The 16,599-nt window shown below is 38.0% G+C and carries 16 protein-coding genes and 1 pseudogene; 3 read left to right on the forward strand and 14 right to left on the reverse strand.

Annotation, left to right across the window (positions count from 1 at the left end):
• Positions 1-8: 8 nt before the first annotated feature.
• The 13 genes from IGL70_RS09050 to map form a co-directional block, all read right to left on the reverse strand.
• On the reverse strand, positions 9-815 hold the full coding sequence (locus IGL70_RS09050) for an ABC transporter permease (RefSeq protein ID WP_002289081.1): 807 nt from the start codon (positions 813-815) through the stop codon (positions 9-11).
• A 209-nt stretch (positions 816-1,024) separates the two neighbouring features.
• Positions 1,025-2,305, reverse strand: a complete 1,281-nt coding sequence (locus tag IGL70_RS09055) for an EpaQ family protein (protein WP_104873849.1) — start codon at positions 2,303-2,305, stop codon at positions 1,025-1,027.
• Positions 2,306-2,348: 43 nt separating this feature from the next.
• The gene (locus IGL70_RS09060; RefSeq protein WP_104873850.1) at positions 2,349-4,382 is read right to left on the reverse strand and encodes a DUF7657 domain-containing protein; all 2,034 of its coding nucleotides are present in this window, start codon (positions 4,380-4,382) and stop codon (positions 2,349-2,351) included.
• A 33-nt stretch (positions 4,383-4,415) separates the two neighbouring features.
• On the reverse strand, positions 4,416-5,267 hold the full coding sequence (gene rfbD / locus IGL70_RS09065; RefSeq protein ID WP_002294531.1) for a dTDP-4-dehydrorhamnose reductase: 852 nt from the start codon (positions 5,265-5,267) through the stop codon (positions 4,416-4,418).
• 97 nt (positions 5,268-5,364) lie between these two features.
• Positions 5,365-6,393: a dTDP-glucose 4,6-dehydratase gene (gene rfbB / locus IGL70_RS09070; RefSeq protein ID WP_002294532.1), complete on the reverse strand. Its 1,029-nt coding sequence runs from the start codon at positions 6,391-6,393 to the stop codon at positions 5,365-5,367.
• A gap of 21 nt (positions 6,394-6,414) precedes the next feature.
• Positions 6,415-6,987 (reverse strand): dTDP-4-dehydrorhamnose 3,5-epimerase, encoded by a 573-nt coding sequence (rfbC, locus tag IGL70_RS09075; RefSeq protein WP_002286442.1) that lies wholly within the window; start codon positions 6,985-6,987, stop codon positions 6,415-6,417.
• A gap of 13 nt (positions 6,988-7,000) precedes the next feature.
• Positions 7,001-7,867: a glucose-1-phosphate thymidylyltransferase RfbA gene (rfbA, locus tag IGL70_RS09080; protein ID WP_002286449.1), complete on the reverse strand. Its 867-nt coding sequence runs from the start codon at positions 7,865-7,867 to the stop codon at positions 7,001-7,003.
• 99 nt (positions 7,868-7,966) lie between these two features.
• The gene (locus tag IGL70_RS09085; protein ID WP_002286451.1) at positions 7,967-8,674 is read right to left on the reverse strand and encodes a glycosyltransferase family 2 protein; all 708 of its coding nucleotides are present in this window, start codon (positions 8,672-8,674) and stop codon (positions 7,967-7,969) included.
• Between the two features lie 4 nt (positions 8,675-8,678).
• On the reverse strand, positions 8,679-9,506 hold the full coding sequence (locus tag IGL70_RS09090) for a glycosyltransferase (protein WP_002286453.1): 828 nt from the start codon (positions 9,504-9,506) through the stop codon (positions 8,679-8,681).
• Entirely contained in the window at positions 9,506-10,306 is an 801-nt protein-coding gene (locus tag IGL70_RS09095; protein WP_002286455.1) for a glycosyltransferase, read from the reverse strand. Before IGL70_RS09095 ends, IGL70_RS09090 begins: the two co-directional genes overlap by 1 nt.
• Positions 10,299-11,438: an MraY family glycosyltransferase gene (locus IGL70_RS09100; protein ID WP_002286457.1), complete on the reverse strand. Its 1,140-nt coding sequence runs from the start codon at positions 11,436-11,438 to the stop codon at positions 10,299-10,301. The genes IGL70_RS09095 and IGL70_RS09100 overlap by 8 nt, the downstream gene beginning before the upstream one ends.
• A 75-nt stretch (positions 11,439-11,513) precedes the next feature.
• A complete protein-coding gene (locus tag IGL70_RS09105; protein ID WP_002286461.1) occupies positions 11,514-12,437 on the reverse strand; it encodes a YihY/virulence factor BrkB family protein in 924 nt (307 codons plus the stop codon).
• Positions 12,438-12,468: 31 nt separating this feature from the next.
• A complete protein-coding gene (gene map / locus IGL70_RS09110; protein WP_002294533.1) occupies positions 12,469-13,233 on the reverse strand; it encodes a type I methionyl aminopeptidase in 765 nt (254 codons plus the stop codon).
• Between the two features lie 157 nt (positions 13,234-13,390).
• On the opposite strand from map, the gene IGL70_RS09115 reads away from it, so the two are divergent.
• Entirely contained in the window at positions 13,391-13,831 is a 441-nt protein-coding gene (locus tag IGL70_RS09115; RefSeq protein ID WP_002297963.1) for a flavodoxin, read from the forward strand.
• Between the two features lie 177 nt (positions 13,832-14,008).
• Here the strand turns inward: IGL70_RS09115 and IGL70_RS09120 are convergent, their stop codons facing one another.
• Entirely contained in the window at positions 14,009-14,578 is a 570-nt protein-coding gene (locus IGL70_RS09120) for a TetR/AcrR family transcriptional regulator (protein ID WP_002286467.1), read from the reverse strand.
• Positions 14,579-14,833: 255 nt separating this feature from the next.
• On the opposite strand from IGL70_RS09120, the gene IGL70_RS09125 reads away from it, so the two are divergent.
• Positions 14,834-16,066 carry an aminopeptidase gene (locus tag IGL70_RS09125; protein WP_002286469.1) on the forward strand — a complete coding sequence of 411 codons (1,233 nt, stop codon included), beginning with the start codon at positions 14,834-14,836 and terminating at the stop codon, positions 16,064-16,066.
• Positions 16,067-16,448: 382 nt separating this feature from the next.
• A pseudogene (locus tag IGL70_RS09130) lies at positions 16,449-16,562 on the forward strand (tyrosine-type recombinase/integrase); the annotation flags it as partial.
• Positions 16,563-16,599 lie beyond the last annotated feature (37 nt).

Raw genomic sequence — 16,599 nt, forward strand, 5'->3', positions numbered from 1 at the left:
TATTCTCCTTACAGCACATCTGAAAAATGTGGTTTCAATCTACGGAACACTGCAGAGCCGATTACGAACATTACTAACGTGAAAACCCAGAAATACAAAGTATATGTTCCATGCTCCCAGAACCAAGCTTCACTTAAAAATGACTCACGATAACCTTGAACAACATAGTACAGCGGATTTAATTTCAATATGCTTACAAGACCTGAATCAAACTGATTAGGGCTCCATAATATCGGTAATGTCCACATGATCAACTGCAGCACGATCGTAATTAATTGCATGATATCAGGTAAAAATGGTTGGATCGATGCCGTCAGCCAAGTCAATCCTGTCAAGAAAGCACACATGCAAAATAAATAATAAATCAGCTGTAAAGACATTGCTGAAGGATATATACCATTTATAAGCGCGACAGCTATGCCAATCAGAATGAAGAATAAATGGGTGTACAGATTGGATAGGATTTTCGTCGTGGGCAAGATACGAATATTGAATACGACTTTCTTTACTAAATAAGTATATTCCCGAAAAACAACCGTAGTTGATGCAAATGCATCTGAGAAGAAGAACCAGGGAATCATCCCGGTAACTAAATATACGATAAATGGGTATTTTGCATCGATCATTTGTGCTTTCAGTCCAACACCAAATACCAGCCAATAAATCAATACAGTAAATAGCGGATTGATAAACGCCCATAAGATTCCTAAAAACGATCCTGCATATCTTGATTTGAAGTCATTGATCGAAAACTGTAGCAGTAATTTTCTGTTCTGATAAATGTCCTTCATAAATAAATACAAATCTTTAAACATTTGTGTTCCTCCAAGCGATTTTCAGTGAATTACAGTCAAGTGCCATTTTACCATATTTTTGGTACCGAGCTGCGTTCTTATTTCTTTCTTAATTTTCTATGATACAAGATTTTCTCTAACGTTTCTATTTTACAGAAGATGCTAGACAATTGCAATAAACCAAAAAAGGCTGCGACGGTTGTCACAGCCTCTCTCGTATTTTGTGCCTATCAATGATAGCGTTGGATCCTGGAAGAATGAGCGCTATCTGGTTGTTCCTCATAAGATGTATCATCATAAGTCATATCGTCATATGCCTCTTCCATAACATAGAATTCCTCCGCAACTTCTGGTTCATCATATCGATGAACGGCCATAGCCAACAGGATATAAATAATCGGAACCCATGGGTATGAAGTCAATGTATCCTCCATAAATGACTGCATCATCACCGCAAAAAAGGCCCAGATAAAAGTCATCTGCCCGTTGGATAAATCTGCTTTCAACGTTAAGCGACCAATAAAAAGGATAAGCAGCAAAGCAGCAATCCCAAATCCTATCAATCCATAGATATTCAAAATAGAATTATAACTATTGTGGTTTCCTAAAAATTGGTTTCCTCGTTGGAAGATAAATGTTTTCATTCCTAGTAAAATTTGTTCAGATTTTTCTCCTAGCGTCTGATAGAATTTATGCCAAATATCTTCTCGACCGGTAAACAAATTGACTTTTTCAGAGACAGCCGCCAGATAAGAAATCGGCAAAGCTAAAAGAATCGTAACCGTGTAAGCAATAAATGGCGCACGAATGACACGCATCAACGATTTAGGTAAAAGATCCAATATCGCAAAAACAATCAACGCGACTAATGCACCTCTAGATTGGCAGACCCAAATCCCGAGAAAAGCTGCAACAACTGCTACTGCACCGATGATTCGTACATACCATCGTTCAAAAGAACTGGCAAATCCACTGATCAATAAAGCAAGAGTCATCAAAGAACTTCCGATTGTATTCGTATTGATCCAAATATCAGAAAGCGAATTGCCTGGAGCCCAGATGCTTTGTCCTTCTGGTACTTGGATCTCTGTAAATACACGATATAACGTGATTCCGAGGAAGACCGTAAAGACAATCAGATAAATACCGCGATCCCATTTTGTCCACTCGATCCATTTAATTACTAAACAAAATAAAATAATCAAAGGAAACAGTAAGTCTCCAAATAAAGACTCATTTCTTAATTCCCGAAAGTAAGAAAAGAAAAGGAAAAGGGCAAGCGCAACACCTAGATAAAGAAAATCGACGCCTTTTGCTTTATAAACATTTAAAATGAGCAAAATAGCCACACTAAAAGCGATAAGTAATGAACTATTGTTATATATAAACAAAGTTGCTGGAAAACCTAACCCTGCTGTCCAAACAAAAAAGACTAGCGTCAGCAACAAAAGCAAGAAACCGACACTCATTTTGTTGACAAATTTTTGTACGATTGCTTGAATTATCTCCACTCTCCTTTCTACTAACATTTCAGGATTATTCTCAGCTAGCCTATTACTGTACGACTAGCTGATTTTCCTGAGTTTGTGTTTGTGGTACATCTGGATAATCCGGATATTCTACTTTAAAAATCATATAACCGTCTTTATCCGGTCCATATAGCTGCGTGAACTGCGCTTCATATAATTGGTTGTAATCAGTTAATGGTCGTTTACTGATCACATAGTCGATCCCTAATTTTTCTGCGTCTTCAAAATTCAACGTGACCGAAAACATATCTGGACGATCTAAAATGAACTTTGTATCTTCCTTAGCGATAAAAGCTCTTGTATGAGCATACCGATTATAATACTTCTCGTATTCTTGTTTCGGATCGATTTTCTTCCATGCAGCTATATCTGGATAAAAGCGTACTGTATTGAAGGATTTCACTCCCAATGTTGGGGTGAAGTTATATAATTCATCTTCAGACAACCAAACTTTACCAGGATCTTGTTGATCGATTTTTTGGATTTCTTTTGCCAGTGTTTTTTCAAAAATCGCTCCTGTACCTTCTACGACTGGATTGACGAAAAAGCCAGATACGATAACTAAGGCGGCAAAAGCGAGGTAAAACAAGCGTCTCCAGCCAAATAATGCAAAAGCTAAAATCACTGTTCCCAACACAGCAACTGCGATGGTTTCAAAATCCGAAAAATAATTATCCATTTTCGAATGCGTAATCGCATAGAAATAAGACCATGCATTTACTGCCAACAAAATGAATTTATACCAAATAGGAATAACATCTTCTCTCCAAATATAAGCGATAAACCAGATCGATAATAAACAAGCCGCAAAACTAAAAGTAAGGATGGCTCTTAATGGAGGAACATAAGACAGCAGAGTGATTTCTGCTAGCCATTTTGGCAACCCAACGGTAATCCAAAAGATAGAAAACAGACAAAAAATCATCAAAATACGTCCCAGTAACTTTTGTTCGCTATCTTTTTTGCCAAATAACACAAATGGACTTGCTAGGAATACAGTTGGAAAAAAGTGATAGAACAGGGCCACTTCAGAGTTATTCGAATAGTTGATATCTTCAAAAGGAATTTTCCAATTTGTAAGGAAAGAAAAAAATTCGCCAATCGTCCACTTTCCTCCAGTACTTACCCGTTTTCCTGGATATAAGGTATTCAAAGAAGCTAACAATGCGTCTTTTGACGTTAGCCAGAAATGAACCATGACTCCGCCAATAAATAAAACTGCCCCTCCAATCAACACTACATCCAACAGATCCCATGAAACTTTCTTGCTATAGTAAATAAGCAGGCCAACAAAATAAAAAATCAGCAAGTACGCCAGCATCACTTGATGGGCTGGGTAAATCACTAAAATAAACCCAATACCGAAAATAACCACCAAAAGCATCATCAACGTTCGTAGCCATTTTTTATCATGATTGTAGAAATAATGATAAAAAGCAGTCATCAGTCCCAAAGTAAAGAAAATCAAATCGCCCACATGTTGCATGAACCACCACTGGACTGCTGGAGAAAATGTCAGCGCAAATGCACCGATTAGCGATAGAGCTTTTTTTCTCTTCGTTAATATCATCAGTACTTCGAATCCAAGCAAGACCATGACGACTAATTTCATCGCCCAATAAAAGGAAAGTCCTCGATCTCTTCCGAGGAAAAAGAATCCCCAGTTGAATGGTTTTCCGATAACCGTAATATCCTTTACAGGAGAATTATACGCAATGATCATGTTTTGTCCGTTTAATGAATAATCCTCGTTCACCAACGGAAAGTCCTCTTCAGCTTGTGAGAGGTAAAAAGGTGTCTGCACCAGCCATTCGTCTGACCGCACTTCCCGATTCTGTCCAAAAATCACATCAGTTTTTTTCCCATCGTCTCTTTGCGACACATATTTATCCCAAACACCAAGTGAACTTCCGTTTAAATTAAAAGTAACGATGACCACGATGACTAAAACGCCAATAAGATAGCGGAGTTTTAGAAACAGGTCAAGCACCAAATTCGAATCTGCCTGGTTCGCTTTTGGCTTTTCTTTTCGTCGTGCACTTCTTGTTTGTTTTTCCATATCATGCTCCAAATTCTATTTGATAAAAGGAAATTACTTATTCATTTTTTTGGCAGCTTCCAGCATTTGCGCAAGTGCTTCTTGCCAAGTTGGTATGACAAATCCTAACGCTTCTGTCTTTTTCAGGCTCATGACTGAATACTGCGGACGTGTTGCTTTTTGCGGAAATTCTTCTGACGTAACAGGTGCAACTTCTACATCTGTATCTTTCAATATTTCTTTTGCGAATTCATACCAAGAACAGCTATTTTCGTTCGACAAATGATAAATACCAAATGGTGCTTTTTCTTCGATGACATATACCATAAATTCTGCCAAAGTACGTGTCCAAGTTGGTCGCCCAAACTGGTCATTTACTACAGTCAGTTTGTCGCGGGTTTCCGCTAGGCGTTGCATCGTGAAGACGAAATTGTGTCCATAGATCCCGAAAACCCAAGAAGTTCGTATGATATAATAGTCTTCTAAAATCTCTTCTACTGCTTTTTCGCCTAATAATTTCGTACGACCATATTCATTTAGTGGATTCGTTTGGTCGTCTACTTCGTATTCTACATTTTTGTTTTTTCCATCGAAAACATAGTCTGTACTGATATAGACGAATTGAGCATTCACAGCTTTTGCTGCAAGTGCTACATTTCTTGTACCATCAACATTGATCTTCTCATCTAATTCTTTTGCTTCTTCTTCTGCTTTATCTACTGCTGTGTAAGCTGCACAATGGAAAATAACATCAGGTTTTAATTCTGTGATGTAAGCCATTGTTTTCTCGGCATCTGTGATATCCAAGTCTTTTGCATCTGTTGAAACATATGGCAGATTTTTTTCATCTAATAAATGGCGCAATTCTGTACCTAGTTGCCCATTTCCTCCAGTTAATAAAAACATATGATTATCCGCTCCTTGATTTTTATTTTAAAAAAGAGACAGGCGAGCGCCTGCCTCACATGTGTTTTTCCATTAATACAGTGACATTTTCTCTGTATTATTGTCCATTTTTGGCATATGCTGCTTCAACGGCCTCTTTTTCTTTTTTCCACCAGTCTTCATGTTCTTCGTACCATTTGATCGTGTCAGCCAACCCATCACGGAAGTTCGTAAACTCAGGCTTCCATCCTAACTCTTCCCGTAATTTTGTCGAATCGATTGCATAACGCAAGTCGTGTCCTGCACGGTCGTTTACATGGTCGTACGCATCTTTTGGTTGACCCATCATTTCTAAGATCAATTCCATCACGGTCTTATTATCTTCTTCACCGTCTGCACCGATCAGATAGGTTTCGCCAATTCTGCCTTTCGTCAAAATCAGCCACACTGCTGAAGAATGATCATTCGTATGGATCCAGTCACGAACATTCTTTCCTTCGCCATATAATTTTGGACGAATACCGCTTAAGATATTCGTTACTTGGCGAGGAATAAATTTTTCAATATGCTGATAAGGACCATAGTTGTTTGAACAGTTTGAAATGGTTGCACGTAAGCCAAAAGAACGCACCCATGCTTTTACTAACAGATCTGAACCAGCTTTTGTAGAAGAATATGGACTTGAAGGATTATATGGTGTTTCCGCAGTGAATTTTTCTCCTTCGCCTTCCCCATGTCCTGGCAGGTCTTCACGTAATGGAAGATCGCCGTAAACCTCGTCAGTAGATACGTGATGATAGCGTACATCATACTTGCGGCAAGCTTCTAAAAGTGTATACGTACCAATGATATTCGTTTGTACAAATGGGAAAGGATCTTTTAATGAATTATCGTTATGGGATTCTGCCGCGTAATGAACAACTGCGTCCGCTTCTTTTACTAGACGGTCCACTAATTCTGCATCTGCAACATCTCCTACGACCAATTCTACGCGATCGCTAGGAAGTCCAGCCAAGTTCTCTTTGTTTCCTGCATAAGTCAGTTTATCCAAAACAGTGACATGCACTTCTGGATGATTGTTTACCACGTAATGAACGAAATTAGAGCCGATGAATCCGGCACCTCCGGTAACAATGATGTTTTTCATAAGAAAATTTCTCCTTAATTCTTAGATTTCTCCGTAAACAAATGGATTTTCTGCTTCAAATTCTTTTAATGTCGGATGACGGTGATCTTTTTCCGACATAATCGCTCTTGATGGATCAATTGGCCAATCAATCGCTAAATCTGGATCATCAAATGCGATGCCCCCATCTGCTTCTGCATTATAGTAATTATCACACTTATAAAGGAAGTTCACATTTGGTGTCAAAGTAACGAATCCATGGGCATATCCTTTAGGTACAAGCAACTGTCGATGATTATGTTCAGATAAGATAAATCCGTCCCATTGACCATAAGTCGGGCTACCCTTGCGGATATCCACTACTACATCTAAAACTGCTCCAGTGACTACCCGAATCAATTTTGTCTGTGCAGCTTCTCCTTTTTGGAAATGAAGCCCCCGAAGGACACCAGCTTCAGCTGATAGTGAATGGTTGTCTTGAACAAAGTCATATTTCAATCCATGTTCTGCAAATTTTGCTTTTGAATAACTTTCTGTGAAGAAACCGCGATGATCGCCAAAGACGTCCATTTCTACGATTTTGACATCTGTTAATTTTGTATCTGTTACTTTCATCTGTAAGGACTCCTTATTCAGCGGCCAAATTCAATAAATATTGACCGTATTGATTTTTTTTCAATGGCTGTGCAAGGGCCAGCAATTGTTCCTTATCGATGTAGCCCATACGGTAAGCAATTTCTTCCAAACAAGCCACTTTTAAGTTCTGACGTTTTTCAATTGTTTCGATAAAGGTAGATGCTTCAAGCAATGATTCATGTGTTCCTGTATCAAGCCAAGCAAATCCGCGTCCCATAAGTTCTACGGATAGTTTTCCTTTATCCAAATATGCTTTATTGACATCCGTAATCTCTAGTTCTCCACGTTCTGAAGGTTTGATACCTTTAGCGATAGAAATTACCTCATTGTCATAAAAATAAAGGCCAGTTACAGCGTAATTTGATTTTGGCTGAGCAGGCTTTTCTTCAATCGACAAAGCTTGCATATTCTCATCAAATTCTACTACACCAAAGCGTTCTGGATCATTGACATGATAGCCAAATACTGTCGCGCCTGTATCTTTTGAAGCTGCTCGTTGCAACATTTTAGACAGACCGCCACCATAGTAAATATTGTCCCCTAATACCAAGCAGACACTATCATCTCCAATAAATTCTTCTCCAATGATAAACGCTTGTGCCAATCCATCTGGACTTTCTTGTACTGCATATTCGATCTGCAGTCCTAAATCATTTCCGTTTCCAAATAATTCCTTGAAACGTGGTGTATCTTGTGGCGTTGAAATAATCAGAATTTCTTTGATTCCCGCCAACATCAGAGTAGACATTGGATAATAAATCATTGGTTTGTCATAAATCGGCATCAATTGTTTCGATGTTGCCTTTGTTAAAGGGTACAGACGTGTTCCGCTGCCCCCAGCAAGAATGATTCCCTTCATGGATATATGCTCTCCTTTTTGATTTCAAATTTCACTTTGTTATTATCTCATCAATTGTTATATTTGTCATGGAAATATTAAGGATTTAAACATCTTTTATCAACGTTTAAACCATTTTCGTTTGATCAACGCCGTAATCAGATGAACACGCCAAGAAATTTTTTGCCGTAATTTAGAATGTGTTTCAATCTCACTCGCGTTTAAATCATGTCTTCGGTACAGAGTTAACGGTTCTCTTAGGAACCCAGTCTTCTTTCCTCCCAGCAAACCAATCCACATATCATGCATCGGCACTTCTGACGGGATCGGCAAAATATCGGGTTTTAAAGAAGACCGGAAAGCCATACCAGCACCAATATAGTGACTTCTTATCACATTATTAAGCCATCCTTCTTTGGAATTTCGAAACGAAAAATACGAATCATGGATCTCTTGCAGCTCGCTGTCCACAATGATTAAATCAGAAACTACTACTAGCTGATCCGGATTCTGCTCAAAATAGTCAGTGATCTTTTTCACTTTTGTCTCCAACCAAACATCATCTTGGTCTGCCAAAAAGATTAGATCTCCTTTCGTCTGCTGGATCGCATAACCAAAATTAGCGATCAATCCTTGACGAGGCCCCGAAAAAAGCTGGATTCGCTTATCTTTTTCTGCGTATTCAGTTAATATATCCCATGTATCATCTACTGACCCATCATCAGAAATGACTACTTCATCTTCTGCTGAAAGCTGAGATAAAATACTATCTAACTGCTCTCTTAAATATCTGCCTCCATTAAAGGTAGCTATACAAACCGAACGCACGAATTCACACCTTCCAATTCTTAACATATGAGCGCAAAGTCATCCGCCAGATATGCCGGTTTTTGACGGTCAAGAACTGTTTAGCTGTTCTTAACAATAATTGTCGTCGGTGACTGGATAAATGCCTTTGATCATATTCATGATAAAATCGATTTTCTGCTTGTAAAATAGAACGGTATCGATTACTTGAAACTTTTTCATAGTCTAAAACCGAAAGATCATGTTCCATTCGTACAGGAAGGATCTCCACAGTTTTTTCCAACTGATCCACTTTCCAAAACAGCCAATGATCCAAAAAATCTAAAGAAAAAGCAGGATTAAACCCGCCAATCTTTTTTAGAAATTTGACAGACCAGGCAACACCTGAATTGATTGCCATGATTCGTTCAGCTGTTGGGCCTTCAACTTCTACTGCTTGAGCTGTACGATTGATATAACGATCTGAATATAGGGGAGAAACTTGTCGGCTCCCAGAAAAAATCATCGGAACTGCAGCAACACATTCATCTGTAAAGGTTACTTTACGCAATAGTTCAAAATAATCGTCGACTAGCCTCGTATCCTGATCCAGAGTGACGAGACAACGTGTTCCTTCATCTGCTTGAGACAACGCAAAATTATAAGCCACCGCTAAACCAGGATTTTGCGGATCATGATGGTAAACGATATTTTCTTTTTCAAACAGCTCATTTTGCTGCCTTTGAGGACTATTATCGTAAATAATAAGCTGAATTTGCTTTTCGCTAAGTGCTTTGCTTAATGGTCCATAAGCTGGAGATTGACTGAATAGTTGCTGATAAAGCACAACGACTACTAATATTTCTGGTTTCATCAGAAAAAACGCCACCCCCACTTATTGAAAAATTTCATCATAGAAGTCAAAAACACGCGAAACAGTTTTGCATTTCGATGCGCACCCTTCCCGTAAAAATGGATAACTGCATAAAAGGGTGTGTACAATAACTTGTAACCTGCTTTTTCAAAACTCAAACACAAGTCGTTGTCTTCAAAGTACATGAAGAAACGCTCATCAAACCCCTTTATCTCTTTAAATTTATCAATATCAGCTACCATAAAACTACCTGAGATCATCCGTACATAACTATTAGCATCAGTAGGCAATCCTCGGCATTCAAACACAGCCAGTCGTTTGTCAAACTTTTTTTTGACCCATTTGAAAGGCACAAAGCGCAAAACGTAATCAAAAACAGCCAGCTGCTCACGGATGAGGTGCTGAGTTGTTCCATCTTCATTAAGAATCTTAGGTGCTAACATCGCACATTCCGGATGTTCTTTCAATAACAAGACCAATGCTGTAACTGTCTCTTCATCCACTAAAATATCTGGGTTACAAATAATGCCATAGCGAGAATCGCTAGCTATCAGATTGTGATTATGTCCATAACCAAATCCGGAATTTTCATCATGAAAATAGATATCGATGTAGGGATATTTCCTATACTCTGTTAGTCTTTTTTTGTACTCGGGAAGTGAATTGTTGTCAAAAATTCGGATTTTTACTGCTGTTTCATCTTTTACAGTTGAAATAAAATTATCTAGTGTCCGAAAAATTTTATCACTGTTTGCCGTCACAATACTAATAAGGATCGGCTGGTTTAATTTGTTATTCATCTATATGACGGTTCCATTTCTTCAAATATTTCTGTTTTACTTGCGTACGGTACTCTTTATTCCCTAAAAATCGCAATGTTTTTAAAATAAACTGATGTTTCTCATTGATCAGACCAATCAATTCAAATAATAAAATTGCAGCAAACAACATGGCAATAATCAATATGATCGTTCCGATTCTTCCAGTATAATTCATGACCATAGCTGTGAAAGAAAACATCAAAGCCATCGCATAAATCGTCAGGACAGCACCTTTATGAGTAAAGCCTAAACTGATTAGTCGGTGATGAAGATGTTTTTTATCTGCTGTAGAAAAAGAAACACGGTTTGCTTTTCTCCTAATGATAGCAAAAAACGTGTCTGTTACCGGCACTCCCATGACGATCAGCAAAGAAATCGATGAAACAAAAGTCACGTTCTTCAGCCCTTGTAGTGAAAGGACGGCCATCATAAACCCTAGGAATAGAGCTCCTGTATCGCCTAAATAAATCTTTGCCGGATAAAAATTGTAAGGAAAAAAACCGATAATACTTGCTACAAGACAGAAAATAACAACTGGAATATACACTGTAGAAGCATGGAGGAAAAAATATCCAATGATTCCTATCGTAATTAAACCGATCAATGAAATCCCTGCCGCCAGCCCATCCAAACCGTCAATCAGATTGACCGCATTCGTGATACCGAAGATCCAAAAAATCGTTACGGGAAAACTAAGCCAGCCTAGTTGGATATATCCAATAAAAGGAAGCGTGAAGGAATCAATACGTATATCTGCTACAAAATAAATAATAAGAGAAGCAATCAAGATCCCTATACTTTTTTGTTTAGGTGTCAGCTCATATTTATCATCGAGCACTCCTGTGACTATGATTACTAAAGAAGCAATCAAGATCGGTACAATATACGATTGAGGGATAATTTTACGGAATAAGAATAAAGTCGATATAACAAATGAAATAAAGATAGGCAGTCCGCCCGCTGAAGGCATTGGAACTTTATTTATTCTTCTTTCATTTGGTTTGTCGACCATACCTGTTTGTACTGAAATGATTTTGAATACAGGTGTTAATATCAGTGATAATAAAATTGTCAGAAAAAATCTTATAACCATACTAAAAGAAACAAGCATATGGGCACCTACTTTAATTAAGAGTCATAATTATTATAAATTACTGATATAAATTTACAATAAGAACTCTTGTTTCTACTTTTTTTTATGAGAAAATTTAGTTTTCAATTTATTGAACCATTTTCGGCTTGGATCTCGACGTTTTTTGATTTGATGACCCGTCACGTATTCTTGAACAACTGCATTGATGATTCCGCCCAAAATGATGATCGTAGCAGCAAAATTAAGCCAAAGCATGAGTACAATAAAACTTCCTATGATCTGATAACCGCTGATCCTCGTTGCAAAATACCTAGCATAGATACTAAACACTTGTGATAACAGCATCCAGCCGACAGTAGCGAAGATCGTGCCCGGAATGATCGTCTTCAACTTCAACTGAGCATTAGGGACAATTAAATAAATCAAGAACATGATGACAAATAAAGCTACCAATGTGATTGGCCACTTCAAAGTTTGGAACTGATCGATAAAGTTCACGGGTATTTGTACGATTGGCTGAATAGCATCCAAAATCAGCTGTCCCAACCCAAGAACGATAGTTACCCCACTAATAGCAATCATGAACAAGACAATGACAATTAGTGAGAAGAAACGGACGATCAAAAAATTTTTTCTATTTTCTACGCCATACGCTTTATTCATCGCAATTTGCAAAGCATTGATACTTTGACTTGCAGACCATAAAGCCGCTAATGCAGAAACGGATAACAAGCCTCCTGAACTTTGTGTCAAAAGGTCTTTGATTGCAGGACCGATAAACTGGTAAACGGTCTCAGGAATCACTTCTCGTAAATAGGTCAGTACAGTCTCTTGATCGATGTGGAGAAACGGTAAAATATTACCAAAAGCAATAATCAATGGAAATAAAGACAAGAGTAAATAATAAGCAACGACGACAGAGGTCGTACTCATTTCTGAATCAGTGATGCGCTTTTGAGTCGTCTCAATAAAGCGCATCAGATTTTCATTTTGTTTTATTTTGTTCCAAACTTTCATGTACCTCTCCCGTACCTATTGACTGGCTAGATCAATAAGTGCCTTCTTCTCCTTGTGATGTCAAAATTCTTGGACCATCTTTAGTAATAGCCAATGTATGTTCATATTGGCAAGAAAGTCCGCCGTCTCTTGTATACGCAGTCCAGCCGTTAGGATCCATTTTCATTTTCCAAGTTCCGGTATTAACCATAGGTTCGATCGTGATAACCATGCCTTCTTTCAACCGCAACCCTTTTCCAGCTTCTCCGTAATGAGGAACTGCTGGTTCTTCATGAATCGTAGGACCAACGCCATGACCAATAAAATCACGAACGATCGCTAGATTTTCGCCTTCTACATAAGTTTGGATAGCATGACCGATGTCACCAATCCGATTCCCTACTTGTGCTTGCTCAATACCGATGTACAAAGCTTTCTTCGTTACTTCCATCAATCGGTCGATCTCAGGTGTAGATTCTCCAACTACATAGGCCCAACAAGAATCAGAAATGCCGCCTTTCAAATCGATACACATATCGACTTTTACCAAATCACCGTTTTTCAAAGGCTTTTTACGAGGGAATCCATGACAAATTTCATCATTTATACTGATACAAGTCGCATATTCATACCCTTCAAAGCCAATTTGCGCAGCAATTCCGCCATGACTCTCGATATAGTTTCTGACAAATACCTCAATATCCCAACTTGTGATTCCAGGTTTTATAAAATCACGCAGATTTTTATGTACATCTGCTAATAAAGCTCCAGATTCTGCCATCATTTCAATTTCACGTGCTGATTTTAAAGTAATCATATTTTCGTCTCCTTTTTACAAATCCCTCTCATTTTAACATAGCGGCATACATTTAGCCAAATGACATTCCCCAGGTGTCTCTAGGTTTTATTTTCTTTTCAATGATGTTTTGGTATAATTCATAATTGTTAAATAATTATAAACGAGGAGGCACATCATGGCTTTAGCAAAAATCGTATATGCTAGCATGACAGGAAACACTGAAGAAATCGCCGATATTGTTGCAGAAGCATTTGAAAATCTGGATATCGAAGTCGAAATCAACGAATGTACCCAAGTAGATGCAGATGAATTCGAGGAGGCAGATATTTGCGTAGTAGCTACTTATACATACGATGATGGCGATCTGCCTGATGAGATCGTAGACTTTTATGAAGACTTGCAAGAATTGGATCTATCGGGAAAAATTTACGGTGTCTGCGGATCTGGTGATACTTTTTACGATGAATTCTGCAAATCGGTGGATGATTTCGATGCTGCTTTTGCAAAAACAGGCGCATCAAAAGGAGCCGAAAATGTTAAAGTGGATCTGAATGCTGAAGAAGAAGATATCGAAAATTTAGAAGCTTTCGCTAAAGAACTAGTCGCAAAAATTTAATATACTTGCAATAAAAGAGCCATCCAGATTTATTCAATCTGTACGGCTCTTTTATTCATTGCATTCATGGAAGAGTTCTTCGGGAGTTAAAAATGCATACGCTGTAAGAAAAACGAACTTTTCCTTATTTTGACACATCTCTTGTTATCTACTGATTTGTGGAAATTTTGAGTATATTCAATCGATTTCGATTGGTTCTTTGAATTTCAAGATAGCATCTATACTGTCTTGGATCATCTTTTCAATCTGTTCATCAGTTGGATGGATGATGCTTGAAGACATCAAAGCTGCGATCCCAGTAGCTATGATCCATGTCCCATTATACAAAGATTCGATCTGCTCTTCTGAAAGATTCACATAAGCTGGATCGCGTTTCACTGTATTCACAAAGTAAGTATAAGAGAAATTCTGCATCTCTTTTCCTCCACCATATTCTTCTAAGTACAGTGAACGATACAACTTCTTCTCTCTTCTTGCAAAATGGATATAATTAAAAGCAAGATCGATAATCGTATTCCCTGTATGCTCAACAGTGAACACTTCATATTGTAAATGATCATAGATCTGCTCAAAAAGAGCTTGTCTCAAGTCATCCATATTTTTAAACTCAAGATAAATCGGTTGCGTGGAACAATTCATTTTGTTCGCGATGTTTCTCGCAGTAAATCGTGTAAATCCATCGGTGGCAGCTACTTCATAAGCAGCTGCCAAAATCTGTTCTCTAGTAATCGTCTTTTTTCTTGCCATATTTTTTTAATCTCCTTAATTTTTTTATAACGCTTCCACCATTGATTAATTTCATTGTAACATGTTTTTTTTGATATGCAAAATTAGTTTTTGATTTTCTTCACAAGCTGAAATAGCAAGTAGTAACATATATCATGAAACTTAACCTTAAAAAAATAACCTCCTTTTTTTATTTAAAGCCTCATTGTTTGAATCATAATTAAATGGTATCATGCTAATAGTTACCAGAAAAAATGGTGAGGAGGAATTTTTATTATGTTATCTGATTTTAATGAACTTCTAAAAAAATATGCACGCTTAATTGCAGAAACTGGCGTAGCCACAGAAAAAGGACACACAGTTGTTTTACAGATCAGCGTGGAACAGGCACCCCTTGCTCGATTGATCACACAAGAAGCTTATAAACTAGGAGCCGCTGAGGTTATCGTTCAATGGACTGACGACCAGATCCAAAGAGAATTTCTTTTACATGCTGCAACGGATCGTATTGAGAATGTACCACAATCTAAAATCGATCAAGCGGATGAATGGCTTGAAAAAGGAGCAAGCAGGATCAGCGTTGTTTCTGCCGATCCCGATGCATTTGCTGGTGTAGATAGCCATCGAGTAGCGTCTTATCAATCAGCGAATGGCAAAGCACTAATGAATTTACGCAAGGCAACTCAAGCAAATAAAGTCAGTTGGACTGTCGTGGCTGCGGCTGGTAAACAATGGGCAGCAAAAGTCTTCCCAGAACTGCCAGAAGAAAAACAAGTTGAGGCATTATGGGATCAGATTTTCAAAACGACTCGTGTCTATGAAGAAGACCCTGTCTTAGCATGGAAGAAGCATGATGAAAAATTAGCAAAAAAAGCAGAAGAATTGAATCGAGAACAATTTTCTGCCCTTCACTATACTGCTCCCGGTACAGATATCATTATCGGATTGCCTAAAAACCATCTTTGGGAAGGCGCTGGAAGCTATAATGCTCGTGGAGAAAAATTCATGGCAAATATGCCGACGGAAGAAGTGTTCACAGCACCTGACAGTCATCGAGTAGATGGTTACATTTCAAGTACAAAGCCACTGAGTTATGCTGGCACCATCATCTCGGGTATGAAATTTACTTTTAAAGATGGAAAAGTTGTTGATTTTTCTGCCGAACAAGGAGAAGATGTCTTAGCAAAACTGCTTGATACAGATGAAGGTGCGCGTCGTTTAGGAGAAGTCGCACTTGTACCTGACCCTTCACCTATTTCTCAATCTGGCATCATCTTTTTCAATACATTATTTGATGAAAACGCATCGAATCACTTAGCACTAGGTTCTGCTTATGCCTTCAGTGTGAAAGGCGGTACAGAAATGTCCGATGAAGAATTAGCAGAAGCTGGATTGAATAGAAGTCAAACCCACGTAGATTTCATGGTAGGATCTGACAAGATGGATATCGACGGAATCCGTGAAGATGGCTCTACAGTACCGATTTTCCGAAATGGCGATTGGGCTTGAGTATACTTTCGCACACATGCAAAAAATAATATAAAGCATAGAATAAAGGATCTAAGCTATTGGCTTAGATCCTTTATTTCGCTAAACAACCCCACCGTTTTTTTATATGGTACTTTGAAAAGGAAAGTTGTAAGTATTAACCCATCAGCTATTACTAAAAATAATAAAAAGTCATCTCCAGTTCATTCCCATTGGCTTTACGTAAAGCTTCAAGTTATACCGCTAGAGTTAAGAACGATATATCTTTCGTTGGATAGGACTGGTATAAGCCAATCGAAATCGTTTAATTCGAATCTATTGAAGTATGAAAATCAACTACACCGTCGACCTAGTAAGTTTTTCTTTAGTAATCAATTTTTCCCTATTTTCTCTTCGACTGTTTATTGATGGACTAAGACATACGCATGCATCTATTTTACTTTATCAAGGAGTAAATATACTTAGCGTATCGAAACGTTTAGGACATAGCAGTTTAGAAACTACAATGTCTACTTATACAAAATAACCCCCTGTACCGCAAAGGATACAGGGGT

Source organism: Enterococcus sp. DIV0901a (assembly GCF_051711525.1).
GTDB lineage: Bacteria > Bacillota > Bacilli > Lactobacillales > Enterococcaceae > Enterococcus_B > Enterococcus_B faecium.

Bases quoted from the DNA above. Each gene is read 5' to 3' on its own strand.
- rfbC (WP_002286442.1), bottom strand. From the start codon at position 6,987: ATGAAAGTAACAGATACAAAATTAACAGATGTCAAAATCGTAGAAATG.
- rfbA (WP_002286449.1), bottom strand. From the start codon at position 7,867: ATGAAGGGAATCATTCTTGCTGGGGGCAGCGGAACACGTCTGTACCCT.
- IGL70_RS09115 (WP_002297963.1), top strand. From the start codon at position 13,391: ATGGCTTTAGCAAAAATCGTATATGCTAGCATGACAGGAAACACTGAA.
- IGL70_RS09050 (WP_002289081.1), bottom strand. From the start codon at position 815: ATGTTTAAAGATTTGTATTTATTTATGAAGGACATTTATCAGAACAGA.
- IGL70_RS09120 (WP_002286467.1), bottom strand. From the start codon at position 14,578: ATGGCAAGAAAAAAGACGATTACTAGAGAACAGATTTTGGCAGCTGCT.
- IGL70_RS09095 (WP_002286455.1), bottom strand. From the start codon at position 10,306: ATGAATAACAAATTAAACCAGCCGATCCTTATTAGTATTGTGACGGCA.
- IGL70_RS09105 (WP_002286461.1), bottom strand. From the start codon at position 12,437: ATGAAAGTTTGGAACAAAATAAAACAAAATGAAAATCTGATGCGCTTT.
- map (WP_002294533.1), bottom strand. From the start codon at position 13,233: ATGATTACTTTAAAATCAGCACGTGAAATTGAAATGATGGCAGAATCT.
- rfbB (WP_002294532.1), bottom strand. From the start codon at position 6,393: ATGAAAAACATCATTGTTACCGGAGGTGCCGGATTCATCGGCTCTAAT.
- rfbD (WP_002294531.1), bottom strand. From the start codon at position 5,267: ATGTTTTTATTAACTGGAGGAAATGGGCAACTAGGTACAGAATTGCGC.
- IGL70_RS09060 (WP_104873850.1), bottom strand. From the start codon at position 4,382: ATGGAAAAACAAACAAGAAGTGCACGACGAAAAGAAAAGCCAAAAGCG.
- IGL70_RS09090 (WP_002286453.1), bottom strand. From the start codon at position 9,506: ATGAAACCAGAAATATTAGTAGTCGTTGTGCTTTATCAGCAACTATTC.
- IGL70_RS09100 (WP_002286457.1), bottom strand. From the start codon at position 11,438: ATGCTTGTTTCTTTTAGTATGGTTATAAGATTTTTTCTGACAATTTTA.
- IGL70_RS09125 (WP_002286469.1), top strand. From the start codon at position 14,834: ATGTTATCTGATTTTAATGAACTTCTAAAAAAATATGCACGCTTAATT.